At 55.2% G+C, this 25,581-nt stretch carries 20 protein-coding genes and 1 other RNA gene; 16 read left to right on the top strand and 5 right to left on the bottom strand.

The genetic code is table 11. From position 1 onward, the window contains the following. Positions 1-849: 849 nt before the first annotated feature. Positions 850-1,863 carry a zinc-binding alcohol dehydrogenase family protein gene (locus tag H3L92_RS07280; protein WP_085366619.1) on the bottom strand — a complete coding sequence of 338 codons (1,014 nt, stop codon included), beginning with the start codon at positions 1,861-1,863 and terminating at the stop codon, positions 850-852. A 107-nt stretch (positions 1,864-1,970) separates the two neighbouring features. Here H3L92_RS07280 and H3L92_RS07275 point away from each other — a divergent pair, with 107 nt between their 5' ends. The 5 genes from H3L92_RS07275 to H3L92_RS07255 all read left to right on the top strand — a co-directional run bounded on the left by H3L92_RS07275 (position 1,971) and on the right by H3L92_RS07255 (position 9,444). Then, positions 1,971-2,333, top strand: coding sequence for a winged helix-turn-helix transcriptional regulator (locus H3L92_RS07275; protein WP_085366618.1), 363 nt, complete (start codon positions 1,971-1,973; stop codon positions 2,331-2,333). Positions 2,334-2,762: 429 nt separating this feature from the next. Then, a complete protein-coding gene (locus H3L92_RS07270; RefSeq protein WP_245945404.1) occupies positions 2,763-4,229 on the top strand; it encodes a DUF3375 domain-containing protein in 1,467 nt (488 codons plus the stop codon). Beyond that, on the top strand, positions 4,216-4,923 hold the full coding sequence (locus H3L92_RS07265; RefSeq protein WP_085366616.1) for a DUF4194 domain-containing protein: 708 nt from the start codon (positions 4,216-4,218) through the stop codon (positions 4,921-4,923). The genes H3L92_RS07270 and H3L92_RS07265 overlap by 14 nt, the downstream gene beginning before the upstream one ends. After that, positions 4,920-8,294: an ATP-binding protein gene (locus H3L92_RS07260; protein WP_085366614.1), complete on the top strand. Its 3,375-nt coding sequence runs from the start codon at positions 4,920-4,922 to the stop codon at positions 8,292-8,294. The genes H3L92_RS07265 and H3L92_RS07260 overlap by 4 nt, the downstream gene beginning before the upstream one ends. Next, positions 8,281-9,444 carry a Wadjet anti-phage system protein JetD domain-containing protein gene (locus H3L92_RS07255; protein WP_085366612.1) on the top strand — a complete coding sequence of 388 codons (1,164 nt, stop codon included), beginning with the start codon at positions 8,281-8,283 and terminating at the stop codon, positions 9,442-9,444. Before H3L92_RS07260 ends, H3L92_RS07255 begins: the two co-directional genes overlap by 14 nt. 344 nt (positions 9,445-9,788) lie before the next feature. Here H3L92_RS07255 and H3L92_RS07250 read toward each other — a convergent pair whose 3' ends face one another. Further along, positions 9,789-10,733 carry a LysR family transcriptional regulator gene (locus tag H3L92_RS07250; protein ID WP_158088167.1) on the bottom strand — a complete coding sequence of 315 codons (945 nt, stop codon included), beginning with the start codon at positions 10,731-10,733 and terminating at the stop codon, positions 9,789-9,791. Positions 10,734-10,836: 103 nt separating this feature from the next. On the opposite strand from H3L92_RS07250, the gene H3L92_RS07245 reads away from it, so the two are divergent. From H3L92_RS07245 to H3L92_RS07225, 5 genes are all read left to right on the top strand, one after another. After that, the gene (locus H3L92_RS07245) at positions 10,837-11,394 is read left to right on the top strand and encodes an NAD(P)H-dependent oxidoreductase (protein WP_085366608.1); all 558 of its coding nucleotides are present in this window, start codon (positions 10,837-10,839) and stop codon (positions 11,392-11,394) included. 12 nt (positions 11,395-11,406) lie between these two features. Further along, entirely contained in the window at positions 11,407-11,709 is a 303-nt protein-coding gene (locus tag H3L92_RS07240; RefSeq protein WP_085366606.1) for a YciI family protein, read from the top strand. 1 nt (position 11,710) lies between these two features. Next, positions 11,711-12,097 (top strand): putative quinol monooxygenase, encoded by a 387-nt coding sequence (locus H3L92_RS07235; protein WP_085366604.1) that lies wholly within the window; start codon positions 11,711-11,713, stop codon positions 12,095-12,097. Further along, entirely contained in the window at positions 12,048-12,314 is a 267-nt protein-coding gene (locus H3L92_RS07230; protein ID WP_143824360.1) for a cyclophilin-like fold protein, read from the top strand. The genes H3L92_RS07235 and H3L92_RS07230 overlap by 50 nt, the downstream gene beginning before the upstream one ends. A 146-nt stretch (positions 12,315-12,460) precedes the next feature. Then, positions 12,461-13,465 (top strand): IS5 family transposase, encoded by a 1,005-nt coding sequence (locus H3L92_RS07225; RefSeq protein WP_174222525.1) that lies wholly within the window; start codon positions 12,461-12,463, stop codon positions 13,463-13,465. A 187-nt stretch (positions 13,466-13,652) separates the two neighbouring features. Here the strand turns inward: H3L92_RS07225 and H3L92_RS07220 are convergent, their stop codons facing one another. Next, positions 13,653-17,483, bottom strand: a complete 3,831-nt coding sequence (locus H3L92_RS07220) for a DUF3683 domain-containing protein (protein ID WP_085366030.1) — start codon at positions 17,481-17,483, stop codon at positions 13,653-13,655. Positions 17,484-17,751: 268 nt separating this feature from the next. Here H3L92_RS07220 and ffs point away from each other — a divergent pair. Continuing rightward, positions 17,752-17,848, top strand: an RNA gene (ffs, locus tag H3L92_RS07215) — signal recognition particle sRNA small type. A 134-nt stretch (positions 17,849-17,982) separates the two neighbouring features. Beyond that, entirely contained in the window at positions 17,983-18,798 is an 816-nt protein-coding gene (gene hpnC, locus H3L92_RS07210) for a squalene synthase HpnC (RefSeq protein ID WP_085366029.1), read from the top strand. Positions 18,799-18,924: 126 nt separating this feature from the next. Here hpnC and H3L92_RS07205 read toward each other — a convergent pair whose 3' ends face one another. Continuing rightward, entirely contained in the window at positions 18,925-19,806 is an 882-nt protein-coding gene (locus H3L92_RS07205) for a carbohydrate kinase family protein (protein ID WP_085366028.1), read from the bottom strand. Then, positions 19,806-21,134 (bottom strand): sugar porter family MFS transporter, encoded by a 1,329-nt coding sequence (locus tag H3L92_RS07200; protein ID WP_085366027.1) that lies wholly within the window; start codon positions 21,132-21,134, stop codon positions 19,806-19,808. Before H3L92_RS07200 ends, H3L92_RS07205 begins: the two co-directional genes overlap by 1 nt. 480 nt (positions 21,135-21,614) lie before the next feature. On the opposite strand from H3L92_RS07200, the gene H3L92_RS07195 reads away from it, so the two are divergent. The 4 genes from H3L92_RS07195 to H3L92_RS07180 all read left to right on the top strand — a co-directional run bounded on the left by H3L92_RS07195 (position 21,615) and on the right by H3L92_RS07180 (position 25,338). Next, positions 21,615-22,397: a formate/nitrite transporter family protein gene (locus tag H3L92_RS07195; RefSeq protein WP_085366026.1), complete on the top strand. Its 783-nt coding sequence runs from the start codon at positions 21,615-21,617 to the stop codon at positions 22,395-22,397. A gap of 296 nt (positions 22,398-22,693) precedes the next feature. Then, positions 22,694-23,173, top strand: a complete 480-nt coding sequence (gene ispF / locus H3L92_RS07190; protein WP_085366025.1) for a 2-C-methyl-D-erythritol 2,4-cyclodiphosphate synthase — start codon at positions 22,694-22,696, stop codon at positions 23,171-23,173. 86 nt (positions 23,174-23,259) lie between these two features. Further along, entirely contained in the window at positions 23,260-23,925 is a 666-nt protein-coding gene (rpiA, locus tag H3L92_RS07185; protein ID WP_085366024.1) for a ribose-5-phosphate isomerase RpiA, read from the top strand. 219 nt (positions 23,926-24,144) lie between these two features. Continuing rightward, entirely contained in the window at positions 24,145-25,338 is a 1,194-nt protein-coding gene (locus tag H3L92_RS07180) for an amino acid aminotransferase (RefSeq protein ID WP_085366036.1), read from the top strand. Positions 25,339-25,581 lie beyond the last annotated feature (243 nt).

The raw sequence follows: 25,581 nt of genomic DNA, 5'->3' as shown, positions 1-25,581 counted from the left end.
AATACCTGTTTTTCCTAGGTGAAAACGGTTGCACGGGAAATACAATTACCTTCACACCCGAAGCTGGCAAGGATTATGAAGTCGCACCCATCAGTACCGGCAGAAATTGCGGCGTAAGCGTTTACGAAATTCATTAGAACGGTAGGTCGGGCATTGATGCCCGACACCACCCAAGCACCAGACTGCCTGTTGTGAAATAAGCTGGCATTCGCCCAACAAGTGTGCAACTTTCCATCAACAGAAAAGGCCAGTATGCGGCAGCATGCTGCCTTTTCTGACAAGAGAGGTCGATATGCATGTGCCATTGAGCAAGATACTCAATTTATCTGATTGATAAAATTCTACAAAAGGTACTTGTTGGAGGTTCGCAATCATGTCGCGTTATTTTTTTTCTCTGCTTGTGTTCATGTTCGTTTTTTGTATAGGAGGCATTATGTTCAATGGATTTGACACAAAGGATGGTACTGCGACGACAATTCTAATTTCTTTATTGATAGGATTTGCTGCATACTTTTTAGGGCCTGTTGACAATCGACCGGCGAAGTAGTTTTTTGAGGAAAAAACGCGCATATCAGACAAAAAGCGCAGTAAGACTGGCCATTTTGCAAGCATTTTGAACGCAGCAGATGGGGGACTTTGACCCAAAACACCACCGTTGCGTTAATTATAGTGAATTCAAATAAAAACTCCGAAATGAAATAACTGCATTCAAACTTGCAATTGGGCGATATGCTAAAGAATCGTTTTACCCTACTTCGGCATTCTTATTTTAATCCACTATATCAACAGACCCTAGTTAATGCAACAACCGCCCGGCATCATGCAGGCGGTTGTTTTTTCAGGCCGCCTTCAAAAGCCCGACAAGGTGATTTTGCCGATGGCCTGCCCGCTTTCCAGCAGCGCATGGGCTTGGCGCAGGTTGGCGGCGTTGATGGTGCCCAGCGAGCGGGTGCGGGTGCTGATGATTTTGCCCTGCTCGGCCAAATGCGCCACTTGCCGCAGAATGTCCTGCTGCCGCGCCATGTCAGCGGTTTGCAGCAACGGGCGGGTAAACATGAATTCCCAGTGCACGGACAGGCTTTTGCGTTTGAGCGGCACGATGTCCAGCGTTTGCGGATCATCAATCAGGGCGATGCGCCCTTGCGCGGCGATGAAGTCGGTGATGTCGGTCAGATAGCGGTCGGTATGCGTAGTAGAAAACACGAAAGCAGGTGCCCCCAGCCCCAAGGCCGCAATTTGCGGGGCAAGCGCCTGCCGGTGGTCAAGCACATGGTGTGCACCCATCTGCTTCACCCATTCGATGCTTTGCGGTCGCGAAGCGGTGGCGATCACCACAAGGTCGGTCAAGGCGCGGGCCAATTGAATGGCGATGGAGCCGACACCGCCGGCACCGCCGATGATCACGATGGCCGGTGCGGCGCCGGCAACGGCTTGGCCGACACACAGGCGCTCAAACAGCGTTTCCCATGCGGTGATGGCGGTCAGCGGCAGGGTGGCGGCCGCTTCGTCGTCCAAAGTGGCGGGCGCATGGGCGGCAATGCGCGCGTCCACCGCCTGCCATTGCGCATAACAGCCGGGGCGGTCGATGGCGCCGGCGTAATACACCCGATCGCCGGTGCAAAAACCCTTCACCTGCGCGCCCACCGCCTTGACCACGCCCACAGCATCCCAGCCAAGAATGCGCCAACTGCCCGCAGGCGGGGTGGCGTTGGCACGCACTTTGGTGTCGGCGGGGTTCACGGCAATCGCCTGTACTTCCACCAATAGATCCTGCTCGCCGTATTCCGGCACGGGCAACTCGATATCCTGCAAGGATTCGGTTTGGGTAATGGGCAAAGGATGGTTGAATCCGACGGCTTTCATACAAGGCTCCTGTTGATTTTGTGAAAAAGAGCCGGTATTTTGATGAGCAACAGCAATTCCCGCAAGAATGCACATATCGTGCACATAGTGTCAAAAAAGGAACCAACATGCCGAAAATACCGCATGAAAGCTTCACCTGTGCCGCCGGTTGCACCGTGGAAGCCACACTCACGCTGATCGGCGGCAAATGGAAAGGGGTCATCCTCTACCGCCTGCTCACGGAAAACGTATTGCGTTTCAACGAATTGCGCCGCCTGCTGCCCAATATCACCCAGCGCATGCTCACCAACCAATTGCGCGAGCTGGAACGCGACGGCCTGATTGCGCGCCACGTGTATGCCGAAGTACCGCCCAAAGTGGAATACCGCCTGACCGACTACGGCCAAACCCTCGCCCTGGTGATTTTCGCCCTGAAAGCATGGGGCGATGCGCATGTGCGGCAAGCAAATACAGAAACGCGACCGGCGTAAACAACACGATCAACTCCCACACATTATGTTTGGTCAAAAATCCCTGTCTGCGGCGGTAAAAATACTCGCACAGTATTTAACCTTGCTACGCATTCTGCGGTGCATGTGTGGTTTCTGTCTCAATCAACTACCTCATTGTTCAATTATCAACATGTCATAGAGATTTGTTTTTTCAAAAGTTGAAAAATATAACTATGCAATTTTTTGATTCTAAATATAATGGGATCCTTACCCCCGGATGTGGGTACAGCTCAAGGCGTAGCAACACAGTGAGCGCGGCGCAGACATATCAAGCAGATAAGCTAAGCGAGTGAGCAGCATACACGCAGGAATGCGCTACAGATGGAGGTTTTGCAAAGGCCTCATAATCATAATATGATGTGGGTTGTATGATTGATTATGTAGCGGAAAATGTCCGCACTTTGGAGCATGGAAGTGAAAGCAGACAAAGCCATCGCGATCTATCGGCGCATGCGGGCGCAGCCGCTGTGGCGGCTGCTTGCCTCGACTACCGGACCCACTGTTATTGGCCTGCTTCAATCTCATTTGTATGAAAGTGAGCGAAGCCTTCCGGCCTCCATTTTTCACGAACGCATCGCCAGGGATCTCGAAGAGCTGCGCGCCCGAGGTGAAGACTTCCCACAAACGGCACAGGCGTATGTTGCCAGCTGGCTCACCGATGGTTTTTTGGAACGGCGCTTCCCGGCCGGTGCTTCGGAAGAAGAATATGAACTCTCCACGGCAGCTGTTGAAGCCATTCGGTTTGCTTCTGGTTTGGCACAGCCGCACTCTGCCGCGACCGAAAGCCGTTTGACGCTCGTTATCGATGCTTTGGCCCGGCTTGCAGAGGATACCGACACCGACAAATCCAGCCGCATCGACCGGCTGATGGCCGAGCAAGCCAGCATCGACAAGGAGATTGAGGCCATCCACAAGGGGCAGATGCGTGTGCTGCACCATGAAACAGCATTGGAGCGCACGCGGGAGATCATCACCTTGGCCGACGATCTGGCCGGTGATTTTCGCCGCGTCCGCGATCAATTCGAGCAACTCAATCGCGAGCTCCGTGAGCGTATTCTGGATAACGATGGCAACCGTGGCGAGGTGCTGGATTCGCTGTTTGCCGGCATTGATCTGATTTCAGAGAGCGAAGCGGGAAGAACTTTCTCCGCTTTCTGGCGACTGCTTACGGATCCGGAACAGACGGCCACGCTTGAACAAGCGCTGGATAGCGTGATGTCGCGGGAATTTGTGGGGCAGCTTGAAGCCAAAGAGCGGCGATTCCTTCTCCGGCTCACGCGCACCCTTCTCGAACAAGGCGGCATGGTTCATGAAGTGTTGCAAACGTTCGCGCGCAGTCTGAAGTATTTCGTCCAGAGTAGCGAATATCTTGAGCAACGCCGACTCAACCACTTGCTGAAAGATGCGCAGCGCGCAGCACTAGCGCTTAAGGACGAAGTCAAGGCCACAGAAACCCTTCAGTACACGCTGGCGCTGACGAGCAGCCGCTTGCGCTCCTTGTCCCAATGGGTGTTGCATGACCCCTCCCTGCAAGCATTGCCTACACAGATGGCGGAAGGAGATGCGCTGCCTATTGATCTGGCGTCTGTGAGTGAATTGGTTGCCCAGTCCGAGATTGATTTCCGCACTCTGAAAGCCAACGTGCGTGCCGTTTTGGCGCACCGCTCCCAGGCATCGATTGCCGATGTACTGGAACAATTCCCTGCGGCGCAGGGGTTGGGCAGTATCGTTGGCCTACTGGCGTTGGGCAGCCGGCATGGATTCAAGGCTGACCATAGTGAAACCGTGACTTGGGTTGGTGGCGACGATAAGCGCCGCAGCGCTAAAATCCCCAAAATTTTCTTTTTGCAGGAGCGGATCAATGAACTGGGATGAGCATGACGAAGCGGCAATGCCAGCCGAAGCACAAGCACCCGATGCCGCTCCAGCACCCGCCAACACTCTGTTTATGGGCGACAGCGGCGAGTTGCCGCTGGATACCCGGCGTGTCTTGGTGCAGTTACTGGCAGGGCCATCGCTTGACGGAAGCCGGTATTCAAAGCTCTGGCCGATTTTGGTGCGCGACGAAGCGGTGATCCGCAAGCGCCTTGCCGAGTTGTTTCTCGAGCTGGTTATCGATAAAGACGTTCAGGTAGCCTTTACGCGCCAGGCAGATACCGGCGAGCTTGAGGTACCTCTCCTGCTGCGTCGCGCCCAACTGACCTTCATCGACTCCATCCTGCTGCTTCACCTTCGCCAACGATTGTCCCAGGCAGACTCACAGGGCGACCGTGCCGTGGTGTCAACGGAAGAAATCACGGAATTTCTCTCCCTCTATGAGCGCGCTGCCAATACCGACCATGCGGGATTCGTGAAACGGGTTCATGCCTCCATTGAGAAGATCAAGAAGCACAGCATCCTGCAGAAAATTCGCGCAAGCGAGGATCGCTTCGAGATTTCGCCGACGCTGAAGCTTCTTTTCTCGGCAGAGGAAATACAAGCGCTGACGCATTTGTATCAGTGCATGGCGGCCGGAGAAATGCCGGCACAATTGGTGCAAACGGAAGATGATGAGGGGGCTGACTTATGAATCCCAACACGCAAACCGCTTTCTTGTTCACCCGTGAACAGTTTCGGATGGCTCACCTGCAGGTTTACAACTGGGGTACTTTCTCCGGTCTGCATGACATACCGATCAGCGAGCGCGGCTTTTTGTTTGTCGGTCGCTCCGGCACGGGGAAATCGACACTGCTCGATGCATTTTCAGCGTTACTGACGCCGCCGCGCTGGGTCGATTTCAACGCAGCGGCACGCGAGGAAGATCGCAGCGGCAGGGATCGCAACCTTGTCACTTATATACGGGGTGCGTGGGCCGAACAGAAAGATGGGGAATCAGGAGAGATCGCCACCCGCTACCTGCGCACCGGAACAACTTGGTCAGCCTTGGCGTTAACCTATCAAAATGCTTTGGGTCAGTCTGTGGTGCTGGTTCAGGTATTTTGGCTGCGCGGCAATGCAAACGGCAGTGCCGATGTCAAACGCCACTATCTGGTCATGCAGCGCGCCTTTGATTTGCGCGAGCTGGAGGAATTCGGCCAATCCAACTTCGATATTCGCAAGCTCAAGCAGTCCTTCCCTGATGCGTTTGCCCGCGACGAATTCCGTCCCTATGGCGAACGCTTCTGTCGTTTGCTCGGCATCGAGAGCGAAATGGCGCTGCGTTTGCTGCACAAAACCCAGTCGGCCAAAAATCTCGGCGACCTCAATACTTTCCTGCGTGATTTCATGCTCGACAAACCCGATACTTTCGAGGTGGCGGATCGCTTGGTCAGCGAATTCGGTGAACTCAATGCGGCCCACCAAGCGGTCGTTACGGCTCGCGAGCAGGTTCAAACGCTCGCACCGGCGCGGGAGCAATATCAGCGCAGGGACTCCTTGATGTTGCAGCGCAATGGGCGGGAAGCGCTTCGGCTGGGGGTGGATGGCTACCGTGAGACTCGCCGTATGGCTTTGCTTGAGGAGTATCTTGCCGCTTTGGAGGTACAAGTCCTTGGTGCAGAAGGTGAAGCAAGACGGTGTCAAAGTACTCTGGATAACCACTCCACCACTTTGCGCGACTTGGAACGGCAGCACCGTGAAGCAGGCGGTGATCAGATTGAGCAATGGGAGGCTGAAAAATCAGGGCTGGAGGGCCAACGCATAGAACGTCTGCGCAAACGTGATCAAGCCGAAGAAGCGTGCAAGAAGCTGGGCTGGAATCTGCCGGATTCGCCGCAAGCCTTCGCAGAACTATTGGGCAACGCACGGCAGGAAGTCGAAAATTGGGAGCAGCACAGCAACGATAGCCGCGCCGAGCAATTCCGTCTGGACAGAGAAAAAAAGGATGCCGAAAGCGCGTTTTCGCAAACGGTGAAAGAGGTGGAGGCACTGCGGCGTCAGCCATCGAATATTCCGGCGGACATGCTGGACATGCGCCGAAATATTGCCGCCGCCATCGGGGTTTCGGAATCGGCGCTGCCTTTTGTGGGCGAACTGATTGAAGTAAAGCCTGACGAGGCCGAATGGCAAGGTGCCATTGAGCGCGTATTGCATGGATTTGCACTCTCGCTTTTGGTAGACGAGCGTCAGTATGCGGCCTTGGCTAATCACATCAACAACACCCATCTTGGCCAGCGCTTGGTGTATTACCGGACTGGCCGTCCGGAGAGCTGGCAGGCCAAGCCCATCGGCACCAATTCGCTTGTTCTCAAGCTAAATGTTAAGAAAGGGGCGTATGCCGATTGGTTGCAGGCCGAACTGCGACAACGCTTCGATTACGCATGTGTCGATTCCATTCAGTCGTTCAGAAGCGCCGATCGCGCCATCACCCGTGAAGGCCAAGTTAAGCACAACAAAACCCGGCACGAAAAAGACGACCGCAGAAGTGTCTCCGACCGGCGAAACTGGGTGCTCGGATTTGACAACCGCGAAAAACTTGCGCTTTTCCAAGCGCAGGCACAGGAGCTGGCTGACATCATTGCACGCCTCGGCAGGGAGATCGGCACACTCGCCGCGCAGGACAAAAACCGGCAAACACGAGTGATGCAGTGCCAGACGCTGGTGAACCTCCAATGGCAGGAAATCGATCTGCTCCCCTTGCTGGATCGCATCGCCACCATTGAGCGGCAAATCCGCGAGGCGCGTGAGGGCAATACCACTTTGCTGCAACTCAGCGCGCAAATTGAGAAGCAAAAGAAGCGTGTTGAAGATGCCGAGCAGAATCTCCGCCAGGCAATACGCAAGCACGACTCGATTGTTGAGCAGATCAAAACCAGCAATCAGAAACTGGCATCTCTCCGGCAGGACGTATCCATCGTTCCATTAACACCCGGACAGGTGTCGGGTCTGGACGAGCGCTTCGCCCAGCAGCCAGATACAGTGCGGCTCGACAACCTCGACAAGGTGACCATTTCGGTAGAACGCGCACTCAATGCGGAAATCGAAGCGCTCCATCGCGACATTGGCGGCTGCGAGAAGGCGATAGAAACCTGCTTTGCCGATTTCAAACGGCAATGGCCGATGGACGCGGGCGACACGGACACGAGCCTTGCCAGCGCACCGGACTTCTTTGCCAAACTGGAACGGCTGGAGATAGATGGCCTGCCCGCTTATGAACAGCGGTTTTTTGAGTTGCTGCAAAACCAAAGCCATCAGAATCTGGCGGCGCTGTCCACCTACTTAAACGATGCGCGTAAAGCGATTCTGGAACGGATGGATCTGGTCAACGACAGTCTTGGCCAAGTACCTTTCAACCAGAGCGCCAACCAACGCACCTATCTGCATATCGACGCCAGCGACCGGCAGCTTGCCGACGTCAAAGCATTCAAGCAGGAAATCCAGCAGGCACTAAGCCATGCCTGGACAGAGGATCGCGCGTTTGCCGAGGCACGATTCCTGGCCTTGCAACGACTTGTTGATCGACTCGCCAGTCAGGAACCCGAGCAGAAACGCTGGCGTGAAACCGTGCTCGATGTTCGCCAGCATGTGGAGTTTATTGGCCGGGAGATCGACGAAAGCGGTGTTGAGGTCGAGATTTACCGCAGTGGAGCAGGCAAGTCGGGCGGTCAACGGCAGAAGTTGGCCACCACTTGCTTGGCCGCCGCCCTGCGCTATCAACTGGGCGGGAACGACCACGGTGTACCGATGTATGCACCTGTCGTGCTGGATGAAGCCTTCGATAAGGCGGATAACGAATTCACCGCGTTGGCGATGAACATTTTTACCAATTTCGGCTTTCAGATGGTGGTCGCCACACCGCTGAAATCCGTCATGACCCTTGAACCTTTCATCGGTGGCGCCTGCTTTGTGGACATCAGCGATCGGCGCGTGTCAGGCGTCTTACTCATTGAATACGACGATGATCACCAACGCTTGAAACTGCCGGAGCACGTTCGCGAGGAGGTTCGTGTTGAGGCTACCTGAAGATGTGCGGCAATGGCTTGACCGCCGCTTTCACAATAAAAAGCGCGAATGGTTGCGCGATGATACCGGCGAGGATCAATGGCCGCTGGAAGTGCCGCTCGGTGTGCCCACGGAGCAAGCGGCACTCAAGCAAATTGATGGCGTTCGTGCATGGGTGAGTGCATGGCAAAGCTGGCAAGGAATCGGCACATTATCGTGGTGTGAGCGGCGGTGGAAAGCGCTTGGTGTCCAGCGACTGCCAGAGAAACTGACGTTACGAAACGCTGATGAGGTGTCGTTGTGGATTGGGGCATCCACACGGTGGGAACGAGCGCAATCCCGTTACCAAACACTTACCACCCGCTGGCCAATGCTGGCACAGCCGTTGCCGAAATACTTTGATATTCTCGCCGATTACAGCGAGGCTGATTTCCGCCGACTGGCAGACATACTGGATTGGATTCATTGCCATCCACAATCAAATCTCTATCCGCGCCAAATTCCGGTAGCCGGTATCGACAGCAAATGGCTGGAGTCGCGAAAAGCGCTTATCGCCGACTTGATGGCAACACTGCAGGGTGAGCCGACAGGAGAGCGTGATTTCTTCAGGCGCTGCGGTTTGAGGGCACAACCGCAGTTATTGCGCATGCGCGTTCTTGATCCGAGCTTAAGAGCCCGTTTAGGTGGCCTTGGCGATATCTCTGCGCCCTGTGAGGAGATCGCCGGCCTTGATATACAGCCTAAACAAGTTTTTATTGTAGAGAACCTGCAAACCGGCCTTGCCTTTACTGATCTACCCGGGACAGTAGTCATCATGCGGTTGGGATATGCCGTTGACGTTCTGGGACGACTTCCCTGGCTGCAACAGGCACAATGTATCTACTGGGGAGACCTGGATACGCATGGCTTTGCCATTCTTCATCGGGCCAGAACATACCTCCCCCACTTGAAGACCGTGCTGATGGACGAATCCACGCTGATGAGTCATCGCGATTTATGGGGCGAAGAAAAAGCGCCGCACCCGGCCACAGAACTTTCTCTACTCACCCACAGCGAACAACAGCTCTACCAATCGATTAAAGAAAATACTTTGGGTCAACACATCCGCCTCGAACAAGAGCGGATCCGCTGGGATGTGGCGTGGGATGTCATAAAGGCCAGTATTCGCTGATCCCCAATCAGAACGATCCGTATAATGCCTCCAGCATTAGAGCATTTTCGATTTGAATGACTACAGAATCCTCAGGTACAAAAGTTATAGAATATCTCTCCTTTTCTATTGTCTGAAGTTCTCTTTCACGAGATATATAGTGGGCCCCCCGAAAAATGGCATAGACAACCCTTTGAACAAAGCTCTTTGTTCAAAAGCTTAGAGAAAAATACTATGCCATTTTTTGGGGAAGCGGCTATAGCCGCTTCCCCAAAAAAACATATAAGGAAGTATTTGTAAATTGTTGAATAAATATCCTTATTCAACATACCGCTTGTCCAATTTTTTGGGCCCCGCTATAACGTTCAAACGGCAAACGCCGCCAATTCCTCGGGCGCGGTGTGCAGGCCGGGGTGTTGCGATAAGTGTGCAAACAGGTGTTCGGCCACCACGCGCACGCGCGGGGGCAGGTTGCGGTGGGCGTATTGCAACACCAGCCGGTAGTCGCCGGCATGGTGGCAATCGCCAAGCAACACTTTCAGACGGCCTGCCTGCAAATGCGGCAGCGCCAGATAAATCGGGATTTCGGCGATGCCGCTGCCGTCCAGCGCCGCCAGAGCGCAGGCTTCGGGGTCGGAGAACGTTAATACGTGCCGCGCGGCTTCGAAGGGCAGCAAAGTGCCGTCTTGCCGGAAATACCAAGGCGAATACCTACAGCTCGCAAAACGGCGGGCAATCAGGCGGTGTTGCGGCAAATCTTCGACACGGCGCGGTGTGCCGTATTGCGCCAGATAGCCGGGGCTGGCCGCGAGGCAGAGGTGCAGCGGCGAGAGCGCGCGCGACACCAGCGAAGATTCGGCGATATGGCCGCCGCGGATTACCAAGTCGAAGCCGTCTTTCACAAAATCGATGATTCTGTCTTCAAAATCCAGCTCGATATCCAGCAAAGGGTGGCGCTGTTGCAAGGCGTGCAGGCAGGGCAGCACCAAGTTGCGGCCGATCACGTTCGACACCGACAGCCGCACGGTGCCGGCATATTGCCGCCCGCTGCCGCTGATATGCTCGGCCGCCTGCTGAAGCAGGGCGAGCGCCGTTTCGGCCTGGGTGAAAAAATGCTCGCCTTCGGCGGTGAGACTCAGGCTGCGCGTGGTGCGGCTGAACAGGCGTGTGTTTAACGACTGTTCCAGCTGCCCGACGCTTTTGCTGACGGCGGCGGGCGTTAATCCCAAGGCTTGTGCGGCGGCGGTGAAGCTGCCGTGCCGTGCGGTGTGGATAAAGGCGTTGAGGGTTTTGAAATCGTTATCAAGCATTTTCAATTTTAAGTTGAGAGTGTTTTTACGATTATCGTATTTTTCTTTGATAAAAGAAACGGCACAATGGCGCCATGTTGAATATCGCCATAGGAAATGATTTATGCAAAAGAATATTTTGATCGTTGCCGGCCACCCCGATTTGAGCCGTTCGCTGGCCAACCGCACCATTTTGGACGAAGTGGCGGCGCAACTACCCCAAGCCGAAATCCGCAAATTGAGCGAACGCTATCCCGATTACCGCATCGACGTGGCCGCCGAGCAAGCCGCCCTGCAAAACGCCGATGTCATCGTGTGGCAGTTTCCCTTTTCATGGTATGCGCTGCCCGGTTTGATGAAGGTGTGGCTCGACGAAGTATTCCTGCACGGTTTTGCGCACGGCTCCAAAGGCGTGCTGGGCGGCAAAAAGCTGATCTTGTCGTTTACCACCGGCGCGCCCGAAGCCGCCTATGCGCGCGACGGTTTGATGCGGCACACGATAGAAGACTATCTGGCTGCGTTTGAATCCACCGCCATTCTGTGCGGCTTGGATTTGCAGCCTGCGGTTTACACCTGCGGCATCGGCTACACCACCCGCAACAACGAAGCGGCGATTGCCGCCCAACGCGAAGCCGCCAAAGAACATGCCCGGCGCCTGTTGGCTGCCATTGAGGCCGTCTGAAAGGATAACGCCATGTATTTAATTGATATTACCCTCAAAACCGACATCATCCCCGCCGGGCAAAACGAAACCCTGCTGGCCGGCCACCGCGCATGGTTTGCCAAGTATTTTGAACAAGGCAAATTTTTAATGCTTGGGCCGTACCGCGACCAAGCAGGCGCGGGCATGATTATTGCCCAAACCGGCAGTCGGGAAGAGTTAGACGCCATGCTTGCCGAAGATGTGTATTGGGCCAACAAACTGGCCGATTACCGCGTGCGCGAATTCCAAGCCAATTTGATTGCCAAATCATTACCCGAATGGGCAGGAAAATAAAATGATCAGAAAATTATTGCGCGTATTTGTGATGAGTGCTGCCATGATGAGCGCCACCTTAAGCCATGCCGAACCGATTATCCGCATTTTTGAAATGCAGGTGCACCCCGAAAACCTCGAGTCGTTCAAGCGGCTGGGCGAGGAAAACATCCGCCGGTCAGTGAATACCGAAACCGGCGTGCTGGGCATGTATGTGATGACCGACAAACAAGACCCAAGCCGTTTTTATATCGTCGAAGCCTATGCCGATGAAGCCGCCTATCAGGCCCACCGTGCATCGCCGCATTTTCAGAGCTGGCTGAAGGGCGCAAAAGACATGATTGTGTCGCGCAAAATGATTGAAACCCATCCGGTGGTGTTCGGCTCGAAAGCCGTGCCGGTTAAGTGAACACCGCCTCGACAACGAAAAACATGCACCACTGCCGCAAAGCCTGCCGCGTAGCAACAGCTGCCCCGGCTTTGTCGAAGCGGGCGATGTGATGCTGTGGCAGGGCGATACCATTGTGGTGTTTTACGAGCGCTTCGATTCCGCTTACAGCGATACCAGCTTGGGCAAAATCTGCGAAACGGAGAAACTGAAAGCTGCGGTGTCAAATGTGAGGTGAAAGTGCGTTTTGTGGCGGAATAAATTGAGGTGGGATAAACCATCAGCGGTAAATAAATATTTTAGGTTTAAAAGATAAAGGCCGAGACCTTTGCAAAAAAACCAAAACTCCTCTAAATTCTCCTAAAGAATTCAGAGGAGTTTTTTATGAACAGCTTTTTCCACCAACAAGCCCAAATAATGATGAGCAAACATATCGACAGCTACCCGTTGCTCAAAATTAACCAGCTACTCGATTGGCAGCCCATCGAACAACTTCTCAACCGGCAAAAGACCCGTTACATCCGCGACCACCGCGGTCGCCCCGCCTATCCGCTACTGCCCATGCTCAAAGCCGTATTGCTCGGCCAATGGCACAGCCTTTCCGATCCGGAATTGGAACGCTGTTTAGCCACCCGTCTGGATTTCTACTTCTTCTGCGGGTTTGATGAGGTCTCCTTACCTGACCACAGCACCCTCTGCCGTTTCCGCAATTGGCTGGCACAGGATGACACCTTAGCCCGGCTTCTCGAACTGATTAACTGCCAGCTGACCCAAAAAGGCTTAAAAATAGAGAAAGCCCCGGCGGCAGTAATTGACGCCACCATCATCCAAACTGCCGGAGGCAAACAGCGTCAGGCTATCGAAACCGATGAAAACGGCATCACCGCCGAAACCTTGCCCAGCAAAGATAAGGATGCGCGCTGGGTGAAGAAAGAGGGCAAATTCACCTTGGGCTACAAACAACACACCCGCACCGATTCAGAAGGCTATATCGAGAAACTGCACATCACTCCGGCCAACGCCCATGAATGCAACCATTTCGAACCGCTGTTGGACGGCATCGCACCCGGAACAACCGTCTATGCCGATAAAGGGTATGACAGTAAAGCCAACCGGGAACATCTGCAAAGCAAACAGCTATCCGACGGCATTATGCGTAAGGCACACCGGGGCAAACCTTTAACGGAGCATGAGAAACAGCGCAATACGCAGCTGTCGAAAGTGCGTTATGTGGTCGAGCAAACCTTCGGTACGCTGCACCGGAAGTTCGGCTGTAAAAGAGCGCGTTATTTTGGCTTACGGAAAGTGCTGGCGCAAAGCCATTTGAAAGCGGTGTGCCTGAACCTGCTAAAGGCAGCCAACAGGCTTCGTGTGCCTGCTGCTGCCTGAAAAGGCAATGGACACCCCGATAAAGGGGCTAATTGAGGGAAATATGGACGAGAAACACGTCTGAAAATGCAAAAACGGTTACCTTGATTGTTCAGGTAACCGTTTGGATGGAGTAGCTGGTATTTCGCAAAGGTCTCAGGCCGTCTGAAAAAATCTTTTCAGACGGCCTCTTGCGTCGCAGCCGGGCTTACAGCCGCACTTTCTCGATGCCGCCGTTATTGGCTTTTTCAACGAATTCGTTTTGCCAGTTGTCGCCGAGGATATGTTTGGCCATTTCTACTACGATGTAGTCGGCGGGCAGTTGGTTGTCGTCGGTGTAGCGGCTTAAGCCTTGCAGGCAGGCTGGGCAGGAGGTGAGCATTTTCACCGGCTCGCCCTGCGGTAGTTGGTTGAGGTTTTTCTCGATTTCTTCCTGCTTGCGGAATTTCACCTGCGTGGCGATGTCGGGCCGTTTGACGGCAAACATGCCGCTCTCACCGCAGCAGCGGTCGCTCAACACCACTTCTTTACCCATCAGCTCGCTGGTCATTTTGGTGGCGTTCATGGTTTTGATCGGGCTGTGGCAGGGGTCGTGGTAGAGGTATTGCTGACCGCTCACGCCGTCGAGCTTGATGCCTTTTTCGAGCAGAAACTCGTGGATGTCGATGATGCGGCAGCCGGGGAAGATGTCTTCGAAGCGGTATTCGGCCAAGGCGTCGTAACAAGTGCCGCAGCTTACCACCACGGTTTTGATGTCGAGATAATTCAAGGTGTTGGCCATGCGGTGAAATAGCACGCGGTTTTCGGTCACCATTTGGTCGGCCTTGGCCTGGTTGCCGCCGGCGCTTTGCGGATAGCCGCAGCAGAGGTAGCCGGGCGGCAGCACGGTTTGCACGCCGGCGTGCCACAGCATGGCTTGGGTGGCCAGCCCCACTTGGCTGAACAGGCGCTCGGAGCCGCAGCCGGGGAAGTAGAACACGGCTTCGGCGTCTTCGCCGGTTTGCGGGCTGCGGATAATCGGCACGGTTTTGGCGTCTTCGATGTTCAGCAGCGCACGGGCGGTTTTAATCGGCACGTTGCGCGGCAGCGGGCGGTTGATAAAGTGCACCACTTGCTCTTTTACCGGGGCTTTGCCGGTGGTGGCTTTGGGGGCGGCTTTCTGGCGGCCTGCGCCGATGTGGAGTTTTTTGCCCCATTGGTAGCCGAGGTTTTGCAGCTTGAAGCCGGCTTCTACCACGCCTTTGCGCAGAATATTGATGGTGCGCGGGTCGGTGGCGTTGAGAAAGGCCATGCCTGCGGCCACGGCGGGGTTGAATTTGCGTTTGCCGGATTTGTGCAGGTAGTTGCGGATGGCTACGGTAACGTCGCCGAAGTCGATGTTGACGGGGCAGGGTTTGACGCAGCGGTGGCAGACGGTGCAATGGTCGCCCACGTCGTTGAGTTCGTCGAAATGCTTGATCGACACGCCGCGGCGGGTTTGTTCTTCGTATAAAAACGCTTCGGTTAACAGGCCCACGCCGAGGATTTTGTTGCGCGGGCTGTAGAGCAGGTTGGCGCGGGGAACGTGGGTGCTGCACACGGGTTTGCATTTGCCGCAGCGCAGGCAGTCTTTCACCGATTCGGCGATGGTGCCGAGGGCGGACTGCTCCATAATCAGCGATTCCACGCCCAATAATTCGAACGAAGGCGTGTAGGCGTTGCGCAAGTCGGCGCCTTTCATCAGTTTGTGGCGGTTGAAGCGGCCTTGCGGGTCGATTTTGGCTTTGTAGTCCCAGAAGGGCTGCATTTCTTCGTCGGTGAGGAATTCGAGCTTGGTGATGCCGATGCCGTGTTCGCCGGAAATCACGCCGTTGAGGCTGCGGGCGATGGCCATGATGCGCTCCACGGCTTTATGGGCCGTCTGAAGCATATCGTAATCGTCGGAATTCACAGGGATATTGGTGTGCACGTTGCCGTCGCCCGCGTGCATATGCAGCGCCACAAACACGCGCGAGCGCACCACTTTGGCATGGATGTTCGCCAAGCCCTGCATGATTTTGGTGTCGGTTTTGCCGCTGAAAATTTCAGACAGGGGTTTCATCACGTCGGCTTTAATCGATACGCGCAGGCGGAAATCGCGGAAGGCGGTAAAGCTGCTTTCGCTGTCGTTCGCTTCGGGTGCGGCGTGCACGGCGGTGCCGTAGCGCTGTTTGTAGTCGGCCAGCGGCGCGTCGAGATTGGCGAGCAGCCATTGCCAGCGTTCCTGCACGGCCTCTACATGCGCGAGCGCGTGGTTGGCGCGTTCGCCCAGCAATTCGCTTTTGGGCAGGTCGGTGCCCATCTGCTCAACGGGCAGGTTGCCTTGCAGGTATTGGATCAGCGCTTCGCACAGGGCGAGTTTGTTTTTAATCGACAATTCGATGTTGATGCGTTCGATGCCGTCTGAATACTCGCCCAAACGCTCCAGCGGAATCACCACGTCTTCGTTGATTTTGAAGGCGTTGGTGTGTTTGGCGATGGCGGCGGTGCGGCTGCGGTCGAGCCAGAAGGTTTTGCGCGCTTCGGGGGTAACGGCGATAAAGCCTTCGCCGTCGCGCGCCTGTGCCAGCTTCACGATGTGGTCGGCCGCTTCGTTTACGGCGGCTTCGTCGTCGCTGACGATGTCGGCAATCAGCACCATTTTGGGGCGGCCTTTGCCCGCCGCTTTGGTGGCGTAGCCGACGGCGCGCACATAGCGCCAGTCGAGGTGTTCCAAGCCTGCCAGTTGCACGCTCCCGTGGCCGAGCAGGTAGTCGCGGATTTCGACGATGGAAGGGGTGGCGTTGGCGACGGTGCCGAAAAATTCCAAACAGATGGTGCGGGTGTGCTTGGGCATGGTGTGCAGCACGAACGCGCAGCTGGTGATGATGCCGTCGGTGCCTTCTTTCTGCACGCCGGGCAGGCCGCTTAGGAATTTGTCGGTAACGTCTTTGCCGAGGCCGACTTTGCGGAATTTGTGGCCGGGGATTTCCAAACGCTCGGTTTTCACGGTGTTCAGGCCGTCTGAAGTGAGCGTGTGCACGTCGAATATGGCGGTGTCTTCGTCGTGGATTTTGCCGAAATTGTGGCGCACGCGCTCGATTTTCAGCCATTCGCCCTGCGGGTTGACCATTTTCCAATAGGCGAGATTATCCAGCGCCGTACCCCACAGCACCGCTTTTTTGCCGCCGGCGTTCATCGCCACGTTGCCGCCCACGCAGGAAGCGTCGGCGGAAGTGGGGTCGACCGCAAACACCAGTTTGGCGGCGGCGGCGGTTTCTTCCACCCGCCGAGTTACCACGCCGGCGCCGCAGTGGATAATCGGATGCGTGCCCTCGAGGCCGGGCAGCTCCACATATTGCACGCCGTTGTGTTTGTCGAGTTTTTCGGTGTTGATTACCGCGCTCATCGCATCGAGCGGCACCGCGCCGCCGGTGTAGCCGGTGCCGCCGCCGCGCGGAATAATGGTTAAATCCAGCTCGATTAAGGCGCGCACCAGCGGCGCGATTTCGTCTTCGCTGTCGGGGTTGACCACCACAAACGGATATTCCACGCGCCAGTCGGTGGCGTCGGTAACGTGGCTCACGCGGGCGAGGCCGTCGAACATGATATTGTGTTTGCGGGTGATTTTGCTCAAACGCGCCAGAATCTGCTCGCGCTTTTGGCGGGTGGTTGCAAAACTTTCGTCAAACCGTTTAACCGCCGCTTCGGCCGCCAGCAGCAGCTCGGCCACCTGCTCGTTGTTGTCGCGCCGCTTCTGGATTTCGCCCAAACGGTGGCGCATTTCCTGCACCAGCGCGGCCTGGCGGGCGGGGTGTTCGAGCAGGTCGTCCACCAAGTAAGGGTTGCGCACCACCACCCAGATGTCGCCGAGCACTTCAAACAGCATACGCGCCGAACGCCCCGTTCTGCGCTGGCCGCGCAGTTCCTGCAACACATTCCAGGCGTGTTCGCCCAACAGGCGGATAACGATTTCGCGGTCGGAATAAGATGTGTAGTTATAAGGGATTTCGCGGATACGTTGGGTGGCGGTGGCAGTCATAAGCGGGCGGTTCCGAAATATTGTTGTGTTTGCGGATTTTTGTTTTCAGACGGCCTCTAAATCCGGCTAAGGCCGCTTGAAAGCATAAAACAAGGGGGCTTAATGTAATGTAATTCCTGCCTTTTTTCAATGGAAAAATATGGGCGTGCAATATGCAGGCCGTTCATGCAGGCAGGTAGTTTTGTTGACAATCCTGTTGTTTTTGCAGGCGGCAGGCGCAATTAGCGCTTGGTTTGCGCGGTTAAAGCGGATATAATACGCAGCTTACGGCGGGTCTCCCCGCATGGTAATTCGGAACAACGGGTCAGGGGCGGAAGCCAGCAGCCCACTCTGATGCGCCAGTGCCGGGGGTTTGGCTCGCCGCCCCGGATTTGAAAAACACCGACTGCTGTTGATGCGTCGGTGTTTTTGTTTGCAGGCCGTCTGAAAAATATGCTGCTAATATTTGTTTTCAGACGGCCTTTCACGCTGTAACTTATAACTTGCCGGAAGAACCCATATGTCGGTTAACCACTACGAAAACTTTCCCGTCGGCTCCATTGTGCTGCCGCGCCGTTTGCGCAAGCCCACCCATGCCGTTTATGCCTTTGCCCGCACCGCCGACGATATTGCCGACGAAGGCGGCGCAACCGATGCCGAACGCTTGCAGGGTTTGGGCGATTTGCGCGCCGAATTAGACAGAATCGGCCGCGGTGAAACGCCGCAAACCGCTTTGGTGCAGCGTTTGCAGGCCGAAGCGCTGCAACCGTTCGGCCTGCCTTTGCAGCCGTTTTACGACCTGCTTTCTGCATTCGGGCAGGATGTGCGGCAGAAGCGTTACCAGAATTTCGGCGAGCTGGTCGACTATTGCCGCCGTTCCGCCAATCCCGTGGGCCGCATCATGCTCCACCTTTACGGCGAACACGACCCTTTGAGCACGGCGCAGAGCGACGGCATCTGCACCGCGCTGCAACTGATTAATTTTTGGCAGGACGTGGCCGTGGATTGGCAGAAAGGGCGCGTGTATATCCCGCAGGACGATTTGCAGAAATTCGGCGTGAGCGAGGCGCAGATTGCCGAGGGCAGGGCGGATTTCGCTTTTCAGCGGCTGATGGCCTATGAATGCGAACGCGCCCATAAAATGCTCAAAGCCGGCTCGCCGCTGGCCAAAACGCTTAAAGGGCGGATGGGGCTGGAATTGCGCATGATTGTTCTCGGCGCGCAGCAGATTCTGCACAAACTCGAAACCAACCGCTACGACGTGTTCAACCGCCGTCCCGTGCTGGAAGCCAAAGACTGGTGGGTGGTGGTGAAGCGGGCAGTGTTGAAGAAATAATGTGGTAGTGCCGAGAAGCAGCAGCACGTTTTATTTTTGATTATTATTTTTGGAGAGAGTAGTGGAACTCAAAAAACGGTATCTTGTGAAAAAGATACCGTTTATCGGAGAAAATAATACTGTCTATCAAGCGGGGTGCATAAAGTTTTCAACTTCTTCCAGGCTGATTTCGGGGGTGGCGCCGTGATGCGATGCCACCAGCGCGCCCAGCGCGCAGGCGAATGAAACGGCTTCCTGCGGCGGAGTGTTGTTCAGCAGCTTGTAGGTGAGGCCGGCCAAGAAGCTGTCGCCGGAGCCTACCGTGTCGGCCACTTTGACGCGGTAGCCGCAATGGCGGTAAAGCTCGCCGTTTTCAAAATAAACGGCTCCGTGGCTGCCGAGGGTAACGCAGATACGCGGCGTGCCGCTCAGGTTGGCGAGAAACTGGATGTTTTGCTCGATGGAGTTATGTTTGGAGCCGTAGGCTTTCGACAATTCATACAATTCGTCGTCGTTGAGCTTGATGAGGTCGGCTTTTTTCATCATTTCGAGCAGGCGGCCGGTGTCGTAGTGCGGCGGGCGCAGGTTAACGTCGAAAATTTTGAATTTGGCTTTTTCCACCAATTGCTCGAGCGTTTTGCGGGAAACTTCGTCGCGGGTGGAAAGGCTGCCGTAAATGAAAGCGTCCGACTCGGCCACGCGTTGCAGGGCGGCTTCTTCCACTTGGATTCTGTCCCACGCGCAGGGGTAAACGATTTCGTAGGAAGCGCTGCCGCAGGCATCGAGATGCACTTTCACCAGGCTGGTGGCTTGGTCTTTGCACACTTGCAGCAAATCGGTGTTGACGTTTTTGCTTTCGATTTGGCGCAGCAGCTCTTCGCCGTCGGCATCGTCGCCCCTGCTGCTGATCATGCTGGTATCGACGCCGAGCGAGCGCAGGCGCACGAGCACGTTGAGCGGTGCGCCGCCGAGCACTTTCCCGCCGGGAAAGTCGTCCCATAATACTTCGCCGAAGCTGGTTACTTTCATTATGAATCTTCCTTGATTAACGATTTGGACAATTCTTCCAATGGCACGCCTTTGGTTTCGGGCATCATAAACATCACGAACAGCAGCTGCAAGACCATCATGGCGGTAAAGCCCACAAACACCCAAGCGGCGCCGATGCTGCCGAACAGCAGCGGAATCATGGCGGGAATGGCCGCGGCGAGCACCCAGTGGGTGGAGCTGCCGAGCGATTGCCCTTGCGCGCGCAGGTGGCTGGGGAAGATTTCAGAAATAAACACCCAAATAACCGTGCCCTGGCCGATGGCGTGGGCGGCGATGAAGAGGAAGAAGAAGAGGGGAACGGCCATGCCTTTCCAGCCGAGGAAGAAGGCCACGGATACCAAGCCGAGCGAAATAATGTAGCCGAAAGAGCCGATATACATCAGTTGGCGGCGCCCGAACTTGTCGATTAAGGCCAAGCCTACGAAAGTGAAAATCAGGTTGACGATGCCGATGCCCACACTGCTGAGCATGGCGGCGCTTTTTTCCAAACCGGCGATTTCGAAAATGCGCGGGGCGTAATACAGAAACGCGTTGATGCCCGACATTTGGTTGAAGAAGGCGATTAGAAAGGCCAGCAATACGGGCAGGCGGTATTTTTTCAGCCACAGGCTTTCTTTTTTATGCTCGCTGTCGGCTTTGGCGGCGGCCAGCATTTCTTCCATATCGGCGCCGGGGTTGATTTGTTTCAATACGGCGCGGGCTTCGTCGTAACGGCCCTGCATCATCAGCCAGCGCGGCGACATCGGGATGCCGAACACCATAAAGGTGTAAATCACGGCCGGCACCACTTGGATGCCGAGCATCCAGCGCCAGGTGTTTGCGCCCAAATCCAGGCTGCTGAAGAGGAAGTTGGAAAGATAGGCCATCAAGATGCCGAACACGATATTAAACTGATACATCGCCACCAAACGGCCGCGTTGTTCGGGTGGTGCGATTTCCGATACGTAGGCGGGTGCGGCGATGGTGGATGCACCCACGCCCAAACCGCCGACAAAGCGGAAAATCGCAAAGAGGTAGGGGTCGGAAACGAGCGCGGAACCCAATGCGCCGATGATGTATAAGAAGCCGATGATAATCAGCGTTTTTTTGCGCCCCAGCTTATCGGTGGGGATGCTGCCGAACAGGGCACCGATAACCGTGCCCCACAAGGCCGAAGCCATCACCACCAAACCGTGGAAGGCATCGGAGCTGTTCCACAATTTTTGCAGGGCTTGGTCGGCACCCGAAATCACCACGGTGTCGAAGCCGAACAGAAAACCTGCCAGCGCCACCGTAATCGACCAGAAGAGAAGTTTAGACTGGTTCATAAAGCGTCCTTTTCTTTTGAAAGTTAAAAGAATTGCCTCTGATAAAAACTGCCTGAAGGGGCAGGCAGTGCGTGAAAAGCGCTTCTGAACCGGAGACCCGGGCAGCAACACTTTCTTAAACTTCTGTTTTTCCGGTAAGTGATCGGCGGGAGCCTGTGTGTAATATTATTATGCTCAATGTAATAAAACACAAAAATGCTGGCGGTTATTATGTTTTAAAACGCAAGGGCAGGCAAGCGCGGGCGGCGGGCTTGTGGCTGAAGTTTGATTCATGGCAAAACCCTGTAAAAAAACTGTCATAATTGGAGTGGGGCGGGGCGTTAAGGTTCCGTTTTGCGGCGGCGGGCAGACGGCTGGCGGCGCTAAGGTGTTGTGGCAAACAGAATGTAATTAACTTACAAAACAAATGAGCTATATCAATGAGGCCGTCTGAAATGCCGCTATAATAACGTTGTTTAATTACGCATTGCAGGTAACAGCATGAGCGATTTGTATCCTGAGCAGATTTTGCAGGCAACGGTTGAAAAAGGCGTGGCGAAGGTAAAAGGGAGCACGTTAACCTTAAGCCTTTTGGGCTTTCTCGGCGGCATGTATATTTCGCTGGGCTATTTGGCCTATATCCGAGTGGTGGGCGGCATGCCGCACGACTGGGGCAGCCTGGCGGTGTTTATCGGCGCGGCGGTGTTCCCCATCGGGCTGGTGTGTATTCTGATAGGCGGCGGTGAACTGATTACCGGCAATATGATGGTGGTGCTGGTGGCGTGGCTGGCGAAGCGGATTTCGCTGGCGCAGTGGGGGCGCAACTGGCTGATTGTTACGCTGGCCAATCTTGTCGGCGCTTTTTTTGTGGCGTGGTTTTTCGGCCATTATGTCGGCTTAACCGAAGGCGCGGTGCTGGAAAAAACCATTTCGGTGGCCGAGGGCAAGGTGGCGGCGGATTTCGGCCGCGCGCTGGTGTCGGGCATAGGCTGCAACTGGATGGTGTGCATGGGCGTGTGGCTTTGCTACGGCGCGCACAGCTTTTCGGGCAAGATTCTGGGCATTTGGTTTCCGGTGATGATTTTCGTGCTGGTGGGCTTTCAGCACGTGGTGGCGAATATGTTTGTGATTCCCGCCGCGATTTGGGCGGGCGCCGATATTTCGTGGGCACAGTTCGGTTGGAACATGGTGTCGGTGTATCTGGGCAACGCCATCGGCGGCGCGGTGTTTGTGGGCGCGGTGTATTTCTATGCCTACCGCGGCAAGCTCGGTTTGAAGGCCTGATGCGCTGTTTGTTCCGTTTCGCAGGCCGTCTGAAACTTTCAGACGGCCTGCGGCCTTTTCAAAACTCCTTTCACCATCTTACAATCTCTGCGTCATGCTCGTGCTCAACCCGGGCATCTTTTTGTTTCAAAAGAAATAACAGATATCCGGGTCAGGCCCGGGTATGACGGGATACAGGCATGTTCAGGAGTGAACCGGCCTTTTGCAAAGGTTCCGGCCTTATTTTGTGTACAATAACGGCCTGATTGTTTAACCGTTTTCAGGCCGTCTGAAAGGCAGAAAGGGAATTGATTGATATGAATATCCGCATCGGGCAGGGTTATGATGTCCACCAACTGGTCGAAGGCCGCGAACTGATTCTCGGCGGCGTGGCCATTCCGTTTGACAAAGGGCTGCTCGGCCATTCGGATGCCGATGCGCTGCTGCACGCCGTTACCGATGCCCTGCTGGGAGCAGCGGGTTTGGGCGATATCGGCAGCCACTTTCCCGACACCGCTGCCGAATTCAAAGACGCCGACAGCCGCGTGCTGCTGCGCGCAGCCTATAAAAGCGTGCAGGCGGCGGGCTGGCGGGTGGTGAATGTGGACAGCACCATCATCGCCCAGCAGCCCAAACTCGCCCCGCATATCCCCGCCATGCGCGCCAACATCGCCGCCGATTTGGGCTTGAGCGAAACAGCCGTTAACATCAAAGGCAAAACCAATGAAAAATTAGGCTATCTGGGCAGGCAGGAAGGCATCGAAGCGCAGGCCGCCGTGCTGTTGCAGGCCGTCTGAACAGCGGATACTGCGCGGTTTGGTAAAAGCTGTTACTATATTTATGTAATGTTTAACCCGTTTCATTTTTTATGGAGAGAGAAAGCATGGCATCGCAAGACGAACTCAAACGCATGGCCGCCGAAAAAGCCGTGGAATTCGTAAACGAAAACGAATACATCGGCATCGGCACCGGCTCCACCGTTAATTTGTTTATCGAAGCATTGGCCAAAAGCGGCAAAAAAATCAAAGGTGCGGTTTCCACCTCGAAAGGCACTTCCGAAATGCTGGCGCGTTACGAAATCCCCGAAGTGCAGATGAACGAAGTGTCGCACCTGTCGCTTTATGTGGACGGCGCCGACGAAGTGAACCACTCGCTGCAAATGATTAAAGGCGGCGGCGGCGCGCATCTCAACGAAAAAATCGTGGCCAGCATCGCCGACAAATTCGTGTGCATCGCCGACGAAAGCAAATATGTTTCGCGTTTGGGCAAGTTTCCGCTGCCGGTGGAAGTGATTCCGATGGCGCGTTCCATGGTTTCCCGCAAATTGGTGGCTTTGGGCGGCCAGCCCGAGCTGCGCATGGGCTTCATCACCTTTAACGGCCACCAGATTGTCGATGTGCACGATCTGAACATCACTCTGCCGGTTACGCTCGAAGACGAAATCAACAAAATCCCCGGCGTGGTGGAAAACGGCCTGTTCGCCCACAACGCCGCCGACGTGCTGGTGTTGGGCACTCAGGAAGGCGCCAAAGTGATCACGCCGAACTAAACCGCAGAGATTGTTAACAATAGGCCGTCTGAAAACAGTTTTCAGACGGCCTTTCGCATATTGCCCTGCCAAGCCGGCAGCCATTGCACGCGTTTCGCCGCACTTCTGATATTTCTCAAAATTCCGGCCGTTTTGCGGTTTTCATCTTTTGTGAAAAAGCGTAAGATTAACCCTGATTTTTTCCGCAGTTTTCCTTCCACATTTCAGAAAGGTAGCATCATGTTTTTCGACAAAATCGAAGCCGCGCCGGCCGACCCGATTCTGGGCCTGGGCGAAGCATTCAAAGCCGAAACCCGCAGCAACAAAGTGAATCTGGGCATCGGCGTGTATAAAGACGCCCAAGGCAAAACCCCGATTGTGAAGGCCGTGAAAGAGGCCGAAAAACGCCTGCTGGAAACCGAAAACACCAAAAACTACCTTACTATCGACGGCGTGGCCGACTATAACGAGCAAACCCAAGTGCTGCTCTTCGGCGCCGACAGCGAAATCATCGCTTCCAAACGCGCCAAAACCGCGCAAAGCCTGGGCGGCACCGGTGCCTTGCGCGTGGCCGCCGAATTCATCAAACGCCAAACCGGCGCCAAAAACGTGTGGATTTCCGCCCCCACCTGGCCCAATCACAACGCCATTTTCAAGGCCGTGGGCATCAATATCCGCGACTACCGCTATTACGACAAAACCACCCACGCCCTCGATTGGGACGGCCTGATTGAAGATTTGAGCCGGGCCGAAGCGGGCGACGTGGTGCTGCTGCACGGCTGCTGCCACAACCCCACCGGCATCGACCCCACGCCCGAACAATGGGAAACTTTGGCCAAAATGTCGGCCGAAAAAGGCTGGCTGCCGCTGTTCGACTTCGCCTATCAGGGCTTTGCCAACGGCTTGGAAGAAGATGCCTACGGCCTGCGCGCGTTTGCCAAACTGAATAAAGAATTGCTGGTGGCCAGCTCTTATTCGAAAAACTTCGGCATGTATAACGAGCGCGTGGGCGCGTTTACCATCGTGGCCGCCGACGTCGAAACCGCCAACCGTGCCTTCAGCCAGGTGAAATCCATTATCCGCACCCTGTATTCCAACCCCGCTTCGCACGGCGGTGCCACCGTGGCGCTGGTGTTGAAAGACGAAGCCCTGAAAGCGCAATGGATTGCCGAGCTTGACGAAATGCGCGCGCGCATCAAAGAAATGCGCCGGCAGTTTGTGGATTTGCTGAAAGAATACGGTGCCGGGCAGGATTTCAGCTTTATCGTGAAACAAAACGGCATGTTTTCGTTTTCGGGCTTAAACCCCGAACAGGTTGACCGCCTGAAAGACGAATTCGCCATCTACGCCGTGCGCAGCGGCCGCATCAACGTGGCGGGCATCACGGCCGACAATATCCGCTATCTGTGCGAAAGCATTGTGAAAGTGTTGTAAACCCGTTTCGCTTGCAACATAACAGGCCGTCTGAAATATTGTTTTCAGACGGCCTGAGTGTAGCGGGTGCCGTTACAACCCGATTAGTATTTGCGTACCGTCATATTCGGGTCAAGCCCGAGTATGACGCAGGTGTTGAACGGGTATGACGCAGGTGTTTAAAATATCTGCATGATTTTTATAAAGGCTTGAGGCCGTCTGAAAATCTTTTTCCGACGGCCTCGGTTTATTGATAATTGATAA

This window comes from Neisseria dentiae (assembly GCF_014055005.1).
In the GTDB taxonomy this organism is placed as follows: domain Bacteria; phylum Pseudomonadota; class Gammaproteobacteria; order Burkholderiales; family Neisseriaceae; genus Neisseria; species Neisseria dentiae.
This window is presented reverse-complemented; position numbering and strand designations above follow the sequence as displayed.